The sequence below is a fragment of the Rhodoferax sp. genome, assembly GCF_010365055.1.
Lineage (GTDB): Bacteria > Pseudomonadota > Gammaproteobacteria > Burkholderiales > Burkholderiaceae_C > Rhodoferax.
The window spans coordinates 77,139-91,866 of record NZ_JAAFHA010000005.1 but is presented as its reverse complement, the minus strand read 5'-3'; the positions used below and the strand labels follow the sequence as shown (position 1 = coordinate 91,866).

Genomic DNA, 14,728 nt, shown 5'->3' with positions numbered 1-14,728 from the left:
AAATCTATCTAACCATGAAGCCCTGAGCGCTGCAAATCACCAACACCCAAAACTAAATTTCGGAAATTTACAGAAAAGAAGTTGCTTTATCCCGAAAAAAGAGCGTGTTGCGCGCCAGGATAGTTACCTTGCTGCCTAGCCTGGCGAATGCTTGCGCCAGCTCTAAGGCCACTACCGAAGATCCGATGACCGCCAGCCGAGGCGGAATCGAAGCACTCACCAGCGCTTCGGTTGAAGTCCAATACGGCGTCTCCTTTAGGCCAGCGATCGGTGGCACAGCTGGACTGGCTCCGGTAGCGATCAGGCATCGGTCGAACGCTACCGTTTGTTCGCCGCCTTCATTCAGGCTAACGATCAGGGTGTGGTCGTCCTTGAAACGGGCGTCGCCATGCAGCACGGAAATAGTCGGCGTGCTGTGCAGGATTCCCTCGTATTTAGCGTGCCGCAACTCATCAACGCGCGCCTGCTGCTGTGCCAGTAGTTTTGCGCGATCAATCGTTGGCTCGGTTGCTTCGATGCCACCGTCGAACGGACTTTCGCGGCGCAGATGGGCGATGTGGGCGGCGCGGATCATGATCTTCGACGGTACGCAGCCGATATTGACGCAAGTGCCGCCGGTAATGCCGCGCTCGATAAGCGTGACGCGCGCACCAAGTTCCGTGGCTTTGAGGGCTGCTGCCATCGCGGCCCCGCCGCTGCCGATGACGGCGATATGCAATGCATTTTCACTGCTACCGGCTTTATCTTTGCCGCCCAACCATCCCAGTGCCTTGTCGAACAAGCCTGCCTGCTTTTCAGTCGGTGGCGCATCGGTGAGTGTGGATCGATAGCCGAGCCCAGCCACGGCGGCCATGAGCGCATCTAATTGGGTGCCCTGTTCAAAGGCTAGTTGCGCCGTGCCCTGCGCGTAGGACACAACCGCCGAGCGCACGCCCGGCACTTTTTCCAGCGCTTCTTTCACGTGTGTCGCGCATGAATCGCAGGTCATACCGGTAATGCTCAATTGGGTCATAGGACTTTCATTTTTCCGTTTCGTTGGTGATGCGTTGGCGACCCTTGCCGTCAAGCCTGTTCGGCGGGTAAGGCGCAGCCGTCTGGCGCGCAGCGGCGATTGGCCGGCGAGACGAAATCCCAGATTGACACGCTGACCATCATGGCCAGCCCGACATAGAGAAGTTTTTCCGCCATCGCGAAGGAGGCGATCAGCACAATTGTTGGCCCAATCATGCCCAGTACGCTGCGATGCCACTGGCGATGCCGAAGCCATCCCAACGCGTTGGCCAGTAGAGCCAGTGCAGCGAAAAACGGCAGCAGCACGGTGATGAACAAGCCTTCGTATTGGCTCAGGAAACCCAGCCCAATGGCGCTGCCGAAGCTCGCGAGCGCAGGAAAACAGGCGCCGCAACCCATAGCCGACACGATACTGCCGAGGCCGCCCGCTTTGTTGCCGATTGAATCAAGTAAGGGCATGGAATATCTCCAGTTTGAGATTAATTCACTCAGCGTTTGACACTTGACGGATAGCCCGCGTTTTCGGTCGCTTGGGTCAGCTTCTGGACACTTGTTTTGCCATCATCGAAAGTGACAACGGCTTCGCGACTGTCATACGTCACACTAGTCTTGCTTACGCCCTCAACCTTGGAGAGCGCTTTCTTGACAGTGATTGGACAGGCAGCACAGGTCATGCCGGGCACCGACAGCGTGACGGTTTGCATGGCGGCCCAAATTGGATTGGAAATGGCAGCGAGTGCGAGGATGGCAAACAGTTTTTTCATAGTGAACTCTGGGTTAGTAAAACAAGGGAAGGACATAAGGAAATCCGAGCGCGATCAAAACCAACACGACCACGACCCCAAAGATGAGTTTGTAGGTGTGGCGCACCCGGGGGATGGCGCAGACCTCGCCCGGTTTGCACGCTTCCACCGGGCGGAAGATGCGCCGCCAGGCGAAGAAAAGGGCGATCAGTGCCGCGCCGATGAAAATCGGCCGGTACGGCTCCAACACGGTCAGATTACCGATCCAGGCTCCGCTCACGCCAAGGCCGACAAGAACCAACGGCCCCAGGCAGCAGGTAGAAGCAAGGATGGCGGCCAGCCCGCCGGTGACAAGGGCGCCGCGCCCATTTTGTAGCTCAGACATGCGCTTTTCTTTCGAATCCTTTTGTGAATAGCGTAAGCTTACTTACGTAGTCATGTACGGAGTCAAGCGGTATGGAAAACAATTTTGAAAACCTGACCATTGGCGTCTTTGCGAGAGAGGCTGGGGTCAATGTGGAAACCATTCGGTTCTATCAGCGCAAGGGCTTGTTGCCAGAGCCAGACAAGCCACAAGGCAGCATTCGCCGTTATGGCAAGGCGGATGTGACGCGGGTGCGCTTCGTGAAATCCGCTCAGCGGCTTGGATTCAGCCTAGACGAGATTGCCGAGTTGCTGCGGCTGGAGGATGGGACCCACTGTGAGGAAGCCAGCAGCCTGGCCGAGCAAAAGCTCAAGGATGTCCGAGAGAAGCAAGCGGACTTGGCACGCATGGCGTCAGCGCTGTCCGATTTGGTGTGTGCCTGCCGTGCAACGAAAGGCAACGTCTCCTGTCCGTTGATCGAGTCGCTGCAAGCGGAGAAAGCACTTCATCCCGCAGGCGCGGCGTAATCGATGATGGTTTGAACTTAACTTACTTTAAATGTTGATTTCGAACCATTTTTGGCAATTAATGACTGCTATAGACAAACCAAACTGAGGAGCAGCTTCCTGCCATGAACAGTCACTCAACGTTCTAATGCACTCCAGACCCTATTCTTCGCTCTCTGTCGCCTGCGCCTGACCAACTTACTTTTCGAACCCATTACGCGCAAACCCGCATGAATGCTGGAAAGTAGGTCGCGAACGCTCGCGAGGCAAACAGAGAACAGAGAGAGAAAATGGCCGGGAATGGCCCCAAAACCAGGTACCCGGGGTGGTGGACGCTCGCGAGAGAAAGTGCCGTTTCACTGGGGGAATAGGCAAAAAAAATCCCAACCGATAAGAGTTGGGATTTCCATATATGGTGGAGCTGGCGGGATTTGAACCCGCGTCCGCAAGCCATCTTCGAGCAGATCTACATGTTTAGTGGTCTGATTTAGGTCTCGCCCTTGTGAACGCGCAGCCACACGCTTTCACAGTCGCCAGCACCCTATTGTCTTGCTCCAAACCAAGGTACCCGGTTCAGCGCCAGCCGATGTGCATGACCTTACAGCCTGGAATCCCTAGCTTGCGCTAAAGACCCCTTGCCCAGCCCATCGGCCTGCTGTTGTAAGGCTCACTGGTGTTTAAGCAGCGAGTGCGAAACGTTCGTCGTTTGCAGTTAGTTTTTTTGAATCAGTTTTACGAGCGCATTCAGCTCGACATGCACCACAGCGATTCCGTACCCACGTCGAAACCAGTGCAGCCCCAAGCTCGCTATTTTAAGCCTTTTGCAGAAATTGCAAGAGGTCAGGTGGAAAATTGATGATTGCGTGCGCGCCCCACTGGCGTGGATCGGCCTTTTGGCCCAGATAGCCATAGGTCGCAGCCACCGTACCCATGCCCGCCGCCCGTCCCGCCACAATATCGCGTTCATCATCTCCAACATAAAGGCAACGCGCTGGGGCAATGGCGAGTCGCCTGGCGGCCTCAAACAGGGGTTCGGGATGCGGCTTGGCGTGGGGCGTAGTGTCACCACTTATCACCACCCTGGCTGAGTCAAACAGCGGCATGCTGCCGGTCAGGGGATCCGTAAATCGCCTGGATTTGTTGGTGACAACACCCCACGGCAGACCTCGCCTCACCAAGCAACTGATCAATTCGTGGACGCCGTCAAAAGCATAGGTTGTCTCTGTCATGCATTGTTCGTAATTTACGAAAAACTCTTCGCGCAAAACGTCGAAATTTGCTTGATCAGGCGTCACCCCCAATGCGACCTCAATCATTCCTCTTGCCCCGGCGCCAGCCATGGGACGATAGTGGGCCATCGGCAGTGAAGGCAGACCACGAACCACACGCATTTTGTCGGCAGCAGCACCCAAATCCGGGGCACTGTCAATCAAAGTGCCATCCAGGTCAAAAAGTACCGCCTGTATGTCGGCAAACATGCCGCGACTGCTTGTCACAGGATGGGTGCCTGCGACTTTTGCGTGGCAAAAAGATAGTTCACGCTGGTGTCGTCGCTCATCCAGTAGCGCCGGGTCAGCGGGTTGTACTGCATGCCGCGCGTGTGGCGCAGGTCAAGTTCCACCGATCGACAGTGACCTGCCAACTCACTGGGGCGAATCATCTTGGCGTATTCGTGGGTTCCGCGTGGCAGAAGGTTGAGTACGTACTCGGCACCCACAACGGCCAGAATAAACGACTTGGGGCTGCGGTTCAGCGTGGAAAAAAATACCCAGCCACCGGGCTTGACCAGAGTGGCGCAGGCCCGAACCACCGAGGCTGGATCGGGGACATGCTCCAGCATTTCCATGCAAGTCACAACATCAAAGCTGCCTGGTTGCTGTGCGGCCAAGGCTTCAACGCTGACTTCCTGGTACTGCAAGTTGGGGGTTTGCGTTTCAAGGGCGTGCAACTGCGCTACTCTGAGCGCCTTGCTGGCCAGATCAATCCCGGTCACCTGGGCACCCAGCCTCGCCATCGAGTCTGCTAGGATGCCACCGCCGCAGCCCACATCAAGGACTTGCTGGCCCGTGAGCGGACAAAGATGGTTGATCCACTCCAGGCGCAGGGGGTTGATTTGATGCAATGGACGAAACTCGCCATCCATATCCCACCAGCGGTGGGCAAGATCAGAAAACTTGGCCAGTTCGGCCGGATCAGCGTTCAGGGTTGAAGTCATGGAGCGATTATCCGCAAAATGGTGTCTGTAAGAGGACTTTGTGGGTGCTCTTGATGTTTTTCTGAAAAGTCCAATCAGCGCCGAAGCCAAAAAAAAAGCCTGCTATTTGATACATAGCAGGCTTTCAATGCCCATACGGGCTAATTGGTGGGATGTGCGGGGGTCGAACCCACGACAAACGGATTAAAAGTCCGCTGCTCTACCAACTGAGCTAACATCCCTTCTTGCTTTGAATCGAAGCTTTCGATACGCTGCAAAGCCGCAAATTATAGCGTCATTTTTTTGACCGTTTCAAAGTCGAATCCTTGCCTGTTAGTTGGAGAACGGCGCTACTGCGCAATATGGCCACGAGCACATGGCTTCAAATAGCGACTTTTCGCTGTTTGGCCTGCGCAGGAGTCTGGGGCAGACGCTTCTTGGTAGGCGTCTGTGCAGAGGGTGGAGGACTGACGCCTGTCTCTGCCGACACTGAATGGCCCTCAACTTGTCGGCGTTCCTGCAGATGTTTGCGGCACGTTGCATTGATGAGCTGCAGTTCGGCAAGCGTTTCATCGATCTGGGCGCGTTTTTGCTCCAGTTCTGCAATGGCGGTGTCGGTGCGCTCAATCACGAAGCCGAGTTGCTGCGCGCGGCCCTCGCCATGGTCGCCATACAAATCCAGGTAGCGTTTGATTTCTGACAGCGGCGAGCCAATGTCTTTGGCCCGAAGAATCAGGGCCAGCCGGGCCCGGTCGCGCCGCGTATACACGCGCGCACCGTTGATGCGCCTGGGTGACAGCAGGCCCTTGTCTTCATAGAAGCGCAGCGCACGCAAGGTGATGCCGAACTGCTGGCATAACTCGGTAATGCCAAACAACTCGGTGGTTCCCTCGTCGCGATGCGCGTCGACAAAGGCCTGCGCGTCGCTCATGACCGCAGCAACCGCGCCAACAGGCTTGCTGCGCGTTCGCGCTGCATTCGCTGTTGAAGTACTTGACGCCACGACCGTGCCAAAAAGGGGGAAGTCAGATGACGCGTTGCAGCCGCATGGCGACGCTCATGTCGCCTGTCACCTTGAGCTTGCCCATCATGAAGCCGGTGGCCGGTTCCAGGTCGCCTGCCAGCATGGCGTTGAGATTCTCCAGCGTGATGCCGACCGTGCAGTCGGCATCCGTATTGCTATTGCTGACCGAGTTGGGCGCGGACTTTCCGTCAATGTAGATCACGCCATCGTCGCCACAGTCAAATTTCAGGGTGGCTTCCAGGCCGCTGTCGGCACCAACTTTGGTGCGAATGGCTTCGGTGCAGGCTTCAATGTTCATGGGTTTCCTATTAAAAAAAGTGGGCAAGCAATGCGCTTGCATTGACTGCGACCGAATGCTATCAGAGCCGCATCACCTAAAGTATAGGGGAAATACCTATACGAAATCTGGTTGACGTTAACGTTACCTTTATGTCTAATGCGGAGCAATCAAGAGGGTTCAATTCAATGCCAGTCATTCGTACCAAGATCAATGCCAAATCCGATGCGTTCGGCGCCAACGCGCAGCGCATGCGTGAACTGCTCTCGGAGGTCCAGCGCCTGGAGCAGATGGTCATTGCAGAGTCGGAGTCCAAACGCGAGAAGTTCGAAAAGCGTGGCCAGCTGCTGCCGCGCGAGCGGGTCGCGCGCTTGCTCGATCGCGGTTCGCCGTTTCTGGAACTCAGCCGCCTGGCCGGGCTCAATATGCACGACGACGATGGCAAAAAGTCGGTTCTGGGCGGGGGCTCCATCGTCGGCATTGGCGTGGTCGCCGGCAAGCGTTGCCTGATTTCTGCGAGTGACAGCGCGGTCAAGGGCGGGACCGTGGCGCCGATGGGCTTGCGCAAGGCCTTGCGAGCCCAGGAAATCGCACGTGAAAACAAGTTGCCGGTGATCTACCTGGTGGAAAGCGGTGGCGCCAACCTGATGTACCAGAGCGAAATCTTCATTGAAGGTGGGCGCAGTTTTGCGAATCAGGCCCGGATGTCGGCTGCAGGTCTGCCGCAAATCGCCGTGGTGCACGGGTCTTCCACGGCCGGTGGCGCCTACCTGCCGGGCTTGTCGGACTACGTGATTCTGGTGCGCGGGCGCTCCAACATCTTTCTGGCGGGCCCGCCGCTGGTCAAGGCCGCTATTGGCGAGGACTGCACCGAGGACGAACTGGGCGGCGCCGAGACCCACGCGCAGGTGACGGGCCTGGGTGAGTACCTGTGTGAAGACGACGCGCACGCCATTGGCATGGCGCGCGAAGTGCTGGACAAGTTGCAGTGGGACCTGGCACCGGCTGCGGCAAATTTTTCGGAACCGCTGTTTGATGAGCAGGAGTTGCTGGGCATCGTGCCGTTTGACGAGCGCGAGCCCTATGACGTGCGCGAAGTGATTGCCCGGCTGGTCGATGGCTCGGACTTTCTGGAGTTCAAGGCCGAGTACGCCAGCGAGATGATGTGCGGCCATGCCCGCGTGCAGGGTCGGCTGGTGGGTATTTTGGGCAACAACGGCCCGATTCAGCCCAGCGGTTCCACCAAGGCCGGGCAGTTCATCCAGCTGTGTGACCAAACCGGCACGCCGCTGATCTTTCTGCAAAACACGACCGGCTACATGGTGGGCTCGGTGGCCGAGCGCAGCGGTGCCATCAAGCATGGCTCCAAGATGATTCAGGCGGTCGCGAATGCGCGCGTGCCCAAGTTCACGGTGGTGCTGGGCGGCTCCTATGGCGCTGGCAACTATGGCATGTGCGGTCGCGGTTTTGACCCGAATTTCATCTTCTCCTGGCCCACGGCCCGCACCGCGGTGATGGGTGGCGCGCAGGCGGCCAAGGTGATGGACATCGTCAACCGCGCCAAGATCGAGCGCACTGGCATGGCCGCCAATGAAGAAGCCCTGAAGGCCATGTCGGACGGCTTGCGGCTGCGGCTGGACAAGGAGTCTGCCGTCCTGTTTGGCACCGCACGCTTGTGGGACGACGGCATCATCGATCCGCGTGATACGCGCCGGCTGCTTGGCCTGTGCTTGGGCCTGGCGCACGAGGCGCAAAGCCGCCAGTTGCACGGCAATACTTTTGGTGTGGCGCGCTTTTAAAGCAACTCTTTCTCTACCTTCTATTTGCCTATTCAACAGCGAGGTTTTCATGAAATTCACCCCCGAACACGAACAAATTGCCGACACGGTGCGCAAATTCGTTGCCAAAGAGATCAATCCGAATCTGCCGCAGTGGGAGGCAGCACAGCACTTCCCGGCGCATGAATTGTTCAAGAAAATGGGCGACCTGGGGCTGCTGGGCATCAAGTACCCGGCGGAGTACGGCGGCATGGGGCTGGACTTCAGCTACTCCATGGTGATGGCCGAAGCGCTGGGCGAATGCAACGCAGGCGGCGTGCCGATGGCCATCGGGGTGCAGACCGATATGTGTACGCCGGCCTTGGCGCGCTTTGGTTCCGATGAACTCAAGCGCGAGTTTTTGGCCCCCAGCATCGCCGGGGACATGGTCGGTTGTATTGGCGTGAGTGAGGTTGGCGGTGGCTCGGATGTGGCGGCCCTCAAGACCACAGCCAAAAAGGACGGCGCTGACTACCTCATCAACGGCTCCAAGATGTGGATCACCAATGGCATGCAGGCCGACTGGTGTTGTCTGCTGGCCAACACCTCGGAAGGGGCGGTGCACAAGAACAAGTCGTTGATCATGGTGCGGCTGGACAGCCCCGGCGTCACGCGGCAAAAGATCCACAAGATCGGCATGGATTCAAGCGACACGGCGCAGCTGTTTTTTGACAACGTGCGGGTGCCCCAGCGCAACCTGATCGGGCAGGAGGGCATGGGTTTCATGTTCCAGATGTTGCAGTTTCAGGAGGAGCGGCTGTATGGCGCCGCCGGCTGCCTGCGCTCGCTGGACCGTTTGATTGACCAGACCATTGACTACACACGTCAGCGCCAGACCTTTGGCAAGCCGATTCTGCACAACCAGGTGGTGCACTTCCGGTTGGCCGAGTTGCGCACCGAAGTGGAGGCCTTGCGCGCCTTGACCTACCGGGCGGTTGAATCCTATATTTCGGGCAAAGACGTGACCAAACTGGCGTCCATGGCTAAGCTCAAGGCCGGACGCCTGAGCCGCGAGGTGGCCGACAGTTGCATGCAGTACTGGGGCGGCATGGGCTACACCTGGGACAACCCGATTGCGCAGGCTTACCGTGACGGGCGTTTGATCTCGATTGGGGGCGGTGCTGACGAGATCATGCTGGGCATCATCTGCAAGTTAGAGGGCACCCTGCCGGGCAAAGGGCAATGACAGTTGCTATGAATTACGAAGCTATAAAGGTAGATCAGACGGGGGCTACGGCTCATATTACCTTGAACCGACCGGCATTGCGTAACGCCATGTCGCTGCAGATGGTGGCTGAGTTGCGCGCCGCGCTCATCACCCTGGAGGCCGATGGCAGCGTGCGCATCGTGGTGTTGCGTGGGGCAGGCGGGCATTTTTGCGCTGGCGCTGATTTGCAGGACATGGCAGCCGCGCGCATGCGGGCGATGCAGAACCCGCCCGCGTCGGCCCAAGCGGGCGCCGCGCTGGATGCTGTGGCGCAGGCCAACGCGCAGTTCGGCGAACTGTGTGTCGCCTACGCCAACACGCCGCTGGCGCTGGTGGTGGTGTTAGAGGGCAGCGTCATGGGCGGTGGCCTGGGCTTGGCCTGCGTGGCGGATGTGGCGCTGGCGAGCGAGTCGGCGGTATTTCGATTGCCGGAAACCGCTTTGGGCGTGGTGCCGGCCCAGATTGCACCGTTCCTGGTCGAGCGGCTGGGCTACTCCCAGGCCAAGCGGCTGGCGGTGACGGGCGGGCGCTTGAGCGCGGCCAATGCCCTGGCGATTGGCCTGGTGCACGCGGTGCATACGCCCGAGCAGATTGACGCCGCCGTTGCGGCCGTGCTGACCGACATCCAGGCCTGCGCGCCTGGTGCTGTTGCGGCCACCAAGGCTTTGATGGCGAAAGCACGTTTTGCCGAGCCCGCCACCCTGGTGCAGGAGGCTGCCCGCATTTTTTCCCGCGCCGCACAAGGCCCCGAGGGGCTGGAGGGCACCACCGCCTTTTTTCAAAAGCGCAAACCAAGCTGGGCCTTGCAATGACCTTCTCAAAAATACTGATCGCCAACCGGGGCGAGATCGCCTGCCGAGTCATGCGCACCGCGCGCAACCTGGGCTATAGAACCGTCGCCGTCTACAGTGATGTTGACAGAGACGCGCCGCATGTGCGCCTGGCCGACGAAGCCGTGCATATTGGGGGCTCAGCGGCAGCGGATTCGTACCTGCGGGTGGATGCCTTGCTGGAAGCGGCGCGCAAGACCGGTGCTGACGCGATTCACCCCGGTTACGGATTCCTGAGCGAAAACGCGGGCTTCGCCCAGGCCTGCCTGGACGCTGCTTTGGTATTTATCGGCCCGCCGCCTGCCGCCATGCTGGCCATGGGTGACAAGGCACGGGCCAAGCGTCGCATGCTGCTGGCGGGCGTGCCCTGTGCGCCGGGCTACCTGGGCGAGGCGCAGGACGATGCGCGCCTAACCGAGGAAGCGCTGAAACTGGGGTTTCCCTTGCTGGTCAAAGCGGTGGCCGGTGGCGGTGGCCGTGGTATGCGCCTGGTACGCTCGGCCAAGGAGATTGCGCAGGCGATCGTCGGCGCGCGGCGCGAGGCGCAGGGCGCCTTTGGCGACGGCACCCTGATGCTGGAGCGCCTGATTGACAACGGCCGGCATATTGAAATTCAGGTCTTTGCCGATGACCACGGCAACGCCGTGTACCTGGGTGAGCGCGACTGCACGGCCCAGCGCAGGCGGCAAAAAGTGATCGAAGAGGCGCCGTCGCCTGTCGTCAATGCGGCAATGCGCGAAGCCATGGGCAAGGACGCCGTGGCTGCCGCCTTGGCCGTGGGCTACCGCGGCGCGGGCACAGTGGAATTCATCGTGGATGCCGACCTCAAGCACTACTTTCTGGAAATGAACACGCGCTTGCAGGTCGAGCACCCGGTGACCGAACTGGTGACGGGCTTTGATCTGGTGGAGTGGCAGCTGCGGGTGGCGGCGGGCCAGCCGCTGCCAGCAATTCAAGCCGACATCAAGCTGACGGGCCATGCGATCGAAGCACGCCTGTATGTGGAAGACCCATACGCCGGTTTTGCGCCGCAAACCGGCACGGTGCGCTTTTGGCGCCCGCAGCAGGCCCTGTTTGACGGTGTGCGCATTGACGCCGGCATTGAAGAGGGCAGCGAAGTTTCTCCCTATTACGACCCGATGGTGGCCAAAGTCATCGTGCACGGCCGTGACCGCGATGACGCGATCCGGCGCCTGCGCGCCGCCCTGGAGAACGCGCCCCTGCTCGGACTGCGCAACAACGCTCGTTTCCTGGCGGACCTGGTGAATCACCCGGCCTTTCGCGCCGCCGCCATGACCACCACCCTGATCGACCAGTGGCAAGAGGCGGGCGAGGCGCTGTTACAACGTCCGCTTGCGGACGACCAGGCCTGGTGTGTGGCGGCATCAGCCCTTGCCATGCAAAGCGGCGCCAACTGGCGTGCTGACAGCGTGGCAGCCTTTGATATTCCCCTGCGCTGCGATGAACTCACAAAAACACTGCGCGTGCATCCGGATCGCAGCGGGCAGGTCACGGTGACGTTGGCAGGTCAACAGCATCGGGTGCGGATCATTGACTTTAAGGACGGCCATCTGCGCTATGAGATCGACGGGGTCACGCGCAGCGCCATCGCGGTGCGGCATCAGCAGGAGCTGCACATCGCGTTGGGAGGCAGCTCCTTTGTCTTGCACGAGGTGTCGCCGTTCCCGAGCAAGGACGCTGCGCTGGACGCCACGCGGGCGTTGTCCCCGGTGGCGGGCAAGGTCACGCAAATTCAGTTTGCGGTGGGCGAGGGCGTCAAAGAAGGGCAGGCACTCGTGTGCGTTGAGGCGATGAAGATGGAAATGTGGCTGACGGCGCAGGCCGCCGGCACGGTGGTGGCGCTGCATGTGAAAGTTGGCGAGCAAGTCGAATCGGGTGCCTTGCTGATCGAAATTGAGCTGCAAGACAAAGAGGAAGCCTAATGGAAAAAGCAATTTTGACTTGCGCCCTGACCGGCGTTCTGACCAACCCGAAGCAGCACCCGGTGCCGGTGACCCCAGCCCAGATGGCGGCCGAGGCGCGCGATGCCTTCAACGCGGGCGCCTCCATCATGCATGTGCATGTGCGCAACCAGGAAGAGGGCATGGGCCATATGCCGTCGTGGGACCCGGATGTGATGGAGTCGGTGGTCAATGCCATCCGCGAAGCCTGCCCCGGCGTCATCATCAACCTGACCACCGGTGTGGTCGGCAAGGACATTTCGGGCCCCTTGGCCTGCATCCGCCGCGTCAAACCCGAGATTGCCGCCTGCAACGCGGGCAGCCTGAACTACCTGAAGATCAAGGAAGACGGCAACTGGGCCTGGCCGCCCATGGTGTTTGACAACCCGGTGGCCAAGGTGCAGCAGTTTCTGGATGTGATGGCCGAATGCGGCACCCACCCCGAGTTTGAGTGCTTTGACGTGGGCATCGTTCGTGCCGTGGGCATGTTCGTGAAAAACGGCATGCTCAAACCCGAGATGGGCCGCCCTGAATACAACCTGGTGATGGGCGTGGCCTCTGGCATGCCGTGCGATGCCGATCTACTGGCCTTGCTGCCCCAGTGGATGGTGACCAACAGCGTCTGGCAGGCCACGCTGATTGGCCGCACTGAAATCTGGCCGGTGCATCAAAAAACCGCCGATCTGGGCGGCATGCTGCGCACTGGCCTGGAAGACACCTTCTATCTGCCCAATGGCGAACGCGCCAGCGGCAACGGTGAACTGATCACTGCCTTAGCCGCCTGCGCCCGCAACGCCGGTCGCTCGGTGGCTAGCCCGGCGGAAGCCAGGGCCTTGCTCGGACTGGCGCGCTGATGAACGCTGCACCCACCCACCCCACCCTGGTCGCGGGCGTTCCCTTTGTTGCGGCGCCGGCGCGTTTTTTGGCCACCGCGCAGCAGCGCGGCGCGGCACCGGCCTACTATGAACGCGGCGACACCGCATGGCAACCGACCAGTTGGACGTCTTATGCGGAGCAGGTGCAGTGCGCAGCGCGGGCACTGGTCGCGCTGGGCGTCAAGCCGGGCGAGGCTGTGTGTATTTTGGGCTTCAATCGCCCCGAGTGGGTGATCATGGATCTGGCCGCGATGATGATTGGTGCGGTCGCGGCGGGCGTCTACTGGACCAGTGCGGCCAGCGAGGTTGAGTACATCATTGACCATTCGCATTGCACGGTGCTGCTCGTAGAAAACGAGACGCAATGGGCCAAGGTGGCAGATCGCCGCGCGGCACTGCCACGTTTGCAACGCGTGGTGCTGATGCGCGGTGCCAAGGCAGACAGTGACTGGCAAATTACCTGGCATGACTTTTTGGCGTTGGGCGAGCAAAGGCATCAGGCCGAGGTGGAACGCCGCCTGGCGGCGTTGGGCCCCGATGATCTGGGTACCCTGATCTACACCTCAGGCACGACCGGTGCGCCCAAGGCCGTGATGTTGTCGCATGGCAATCTGGCCTGGACCGCAGTGACCCTGTCTGCTGCCTTTGACTGCAAGCCGACTGATCGCCTGATCTCGTACCTGCCGCTGGCGCACGTTGCCGAACAGCTCGGTGGTATTCATAACCATGTGACCATCGGTTACGCGCTCTATTTCGCCCGGAGTATTGAATCCTTGGGCGATCATCTCAAAGAAGTACATCCGACGATTTTCTTTGGTGTGCCACGTGTCTGGGAGAAGATGCACGCCGGCATCGCCGCCAAACTGGCGGGCGCCACCGGAGCCAAGGCGGTGTTGGCGCGCTGGGCGCTGACGGTTGGTCAGCGCTGGCACGCCAGCGAGCTGGCCGGCAAGTCGCCGGGCGTGTTGCTGCGGATGCAGAAGGCGCTAGCGTCAAGATTGATTCATCAAAAGGTGCAGAAGGCGTTGGGCCTGGACCAGGCGCGCTTGATGATCTCGGCCGCCGCGCCGATTGCGCCCGAGAATCTGCGGTTCTTCACTGGCCTTGACTTGTTGATCCGCGAGGTTTACGGGCAGTCCGAAGATTGCGGCCCGACCTCCATCAGCCTGGTCGGCAGTACCCGTATCGGTGCGGTGGGCAAGCCACTGGCGGGCAGTCAGGTGCGAATTGCTGACGATGGCGAAATATTGGTGCGTGGACCGCATGTTTTTCAGGGCTACATGGGGCGACCCGAAGATACCGCGCAAACGCTGGTGGCTGGCTGGCTGCATTCCGGTGACCTGGGTCGCTTTGATGAGGATGGCTACCTTTACGTGACGGGTCGGAAAAAAGACCTGCTGATTACCTCCGGTGGCAAGAACATATCGCCGGCAAATATTGAAGCGCAGTTGATGAGTCTTCCTTTGGTCGAGCATGCAGTTGTATGCGGTGATGGGCGCCATTTTTTGACTGCGCTGCTGACGCTCAAGCCCGATGTGCTGAAGTCGCTTCTGGCGGCCAGTGATGTCTCTGATGTTGGCGGCGCAGACGCCTGCCAGCATCCGCTGGTGCTGGCTGAGTTGCAGAAGGGCGTTGACGCGATCAATCAGAGTCAGGCCCACGTTGCGTGGATTCGCAAGTTCAGTGTGCTGACTGAGCCCTTGTCGATTGACACTGGCGCATTGACGGCAACCATGAAGATCAAGCGCAAAGCGGTGCTGGATCGCCACCGCGATGTGGTCGAGAAGATGTATATGTCGGCTGAGCCCGTCGGGTATAGTCCTCATGCGGCTGCCCGTAGCTCAGTTGGATAGAGCAACAGCCTTCTAAGCTGTGGGTCGGGGGTTCAATCCCCTCCGGGCAGACCAGCACAATCCACC

The 14,728-nt window shown here is 59.8% G+C and carries 14 protein-coding genes, 2 tRNA genes, 1 other RNA gene and 1 pseudogene; 8 read left to right on the top strand and 10 right to left on the bottom strand.

Features of this window, described 5'->3' with window-relative positions; genetic code table 11:
• Positions 1–88: 88 nt before the first annotated feature.
• From GZ093_RS02840 to merT, 4 genes and pseudogenes are all read right to left on the bottom strand, one after another.
• Positions 89–1,012 (bottom strand): annotated as a pseudogene (locus tag GZ093_RS02840) (FAD-dependent oxidoreductase); the annotation flags it as partial.
• Positions 1,013–1,062: 50 nt separating this feature from the next.
• Positions 1,063–1,470 (bottom strand): organomercurial transporter MerC, encoded by a 408-nt coding sequence (gene merC, locus GZ093_RS02835; RefSeq protein ID WP_296481775.1) that lies wholly within the window; start codon positions 1,468–1,470, stop codon positions 1,063–1,065.
• Positions 1,471–1,499: 29 nt separating this feature from the next.
• Positions 1,500–1,775: a mercury resistance system periplasmic binding protein MerP gene (gene merP / locus GZ093_RS02830; RefSeq protein WP_296481773.1), complete on the bottom strand. Its 276-nt coding sequence runs from the start codon at positions 1,773–1,775 to the stop codon at positions 1,500–1,502.
• Positions 1,776–1,788: 13 nt separating this feature from the next.
• Complete coding sequence (gene merT / locus GZ093_RS02825; RefSeq protein WP_296481771.1) at positions 1,789–2,139, bottom strand: mercuric ion transporter MerT; 351 nt, start codon at positions 2,137–2,139, stop codon at positions 1,789–1,791.
• Positions 2,140–2,210: 71 nt separating this feature from the next.
• Here merT and merR point away from each other — a divergent pair, with 71 nt between their 5' ends.
• Positions 2,211–2,645, top strand: a complete 435-nt coding sequence (gene merR, locus GZ093_RS02820; protein WP_296481769.1) for an Hg(II)-responsive transcriptional regulator — start codon at positions 2,211–2,213, stop codon at positions 2,643–2,645.
• Between the two features lie 392 nt (positions 2,646–3,037).
• Here merR and ssrA read toward each other — a convergent pair.
• The 6 genes from ssrA to GZ093_RS02790 form a co-directional block, all read right to left on the bottom strand.
• Positions 3,038–3,424, bottom strand: a transfer-messenger RNA (tmRNA) gene (gene ssrA, locus GZ093_RS02815).
• 12 nt (positions 3,425–3,436) lie between these two features.
• A complete protein-coding gene (locus tag GZ093_RS02810) occupies positions 3,437–4,102 on the bottom strand; it encodes an HAD-IA family hydrolase (RefSeq protein ID WP_296481765.1) in 666 nt (221 codons plus the stop codon).
• 14 nt (positions 4,103–4,116) lie between these two features.
• Complete coding sequence (ubiG, locus tag GZ093_RS02805; RefSeq protein ID WP_296481763.1) at positions 4,117–4,839, bottom strand: bifunctional 2-polyprenyl-6-hydroxyphenol methylase/3-demethylubiquinol 3-O-methyltransferase UbiG; 723 nt, start codon at positions 4,837–4,839, stop codon at positions 4,117–4,119.
• 145 nt (positions 4,840–4,984) lie between these two features.
• Positions 4,985–5,060, bottom strand: a tRNA-Lys gene (locus GZ093_RS02800).
• A gap of 140 nt (positions 5,061–5,200) precedes the next feature.
• Positions 5,201–5,749, bottom strand: coding sequence for a MerR family DNA-binding transcriptional regulator (locus tag GZ093_RS02795; RefSeq protein ID WP_296481761.1), 549 nt, complete (start codon positions 5,747–5,749; stop codon positions 5,201–5,203).
• Between the two features lie 94 nt (positions 5,750–5,843).
• The gene (locus GZ093_RS02790) at positions 5,844–6,140 is read right to left on the bottom strand and encodes an SCP2 sterol-binding domain-containing protein (RefSeq protein WP_296481758.1); all 297 of its coding nucleotides are present in this window, start codon (positions 6,138–6,140) and stop codon (positions 5,844–5,846) included.
• A gap of 167 nt (positions 6,141–6,307) precedes the next feature.
• On the opposite strand from GZ093_RS02790, the gene GZ093_RS02785 reads away from it, so the two are divergent.
• The 7 genes from GZ093_RS02785 (at position 6,308) to GZ093_RS02755 (ending at position 14,716) form a co-directional block, all read left to right on the top strand.
• Positions 6,308–7,918 (top strand): carboxyl transferase domain-containing protein, encoded by a 1,611-nt coding sequence (locus tag GZ093_RS02785; RefSeq protein ID WP_296481755.1) that lies wholly within the window; start codon positions 6,308–6,310, stop codon positions 7,916–7,918.
• 49 nt (positions 7,919–7,967) lie between these two features.
• Positions 7,968–9,122: an acyl-CoA dehydrogenase family protein gene (locus tag GZ093_RS02780; protein WP_296481753.1), complete on the top strand. Its 1,155-nt coding sequence runs from the start codon at positions 7,968–7,970 to the stop codon at positions 9,120–9,122.
• Positions 9,123–9,130: 8 nt separating this feature from the next.
• Complete coding sequence (locus tag GZ093_RS02775; RefSeq protein WP_296481750.1) at positions 9,131–9,955, top strand: enoyl-CoA hydratase-related protein; 825 nt, start codon at positions 9,131–9,133, stop codon at positions 9,953–9,955.
• Entirely contained in the window at positions 9,952–11,916 is a 1,965-nt protein-coding gene (locus GZ093_RS02770) for an acetyl/propionyl/methylcrotonyl-CoA carboxylase subunit alpha (protein WP_296481748.1), read from the top strand. The genes GZ093_RS02775 and GZ093_RS02770 overlap by 4 nt, the downstream gene beginning before the upstream one ends.
• A complete protein-coding gene (locus tag GZ093_RS02765; RefSeq protein WP_296481745.1) occupies positions 11,916–12,788 on the top strand; it encodes a 3-keto-5-aminohexanoate cleavage protein in 873 nt (290 codons plus the stop codon). Before GZ093_RS02770 ends, GZ093_RS02765 begins: the two co-directional genes overlap by 1 nt.
• Positions 12,788–14,662, top strand: a complete 1,875-nt coding sequence (locus tag GZ093_RS02760) for a long-chain fatty acid--CoA ligase (RefSeq protein WP_296481743.1) — start codon at positions 12,788–12,790, stop codon at positions 14,660–14,662. Before GZ093_RS02765 ends, GZ093_RS02760 begins: the two co-directional genes overlap by 1 nt.
• A tRNA-Arg gene (locus tag GZ093_RS02755) sits at positions 14,640–14,716 on the top strand. Before GZ093_RS02760 ends, GZ093_RS02755 begins: the two co-directional genes overlap by 23 nt.
• The last annotated feature ends 12 nt before the right edge of the window (positions 14,717–14,728 follow it).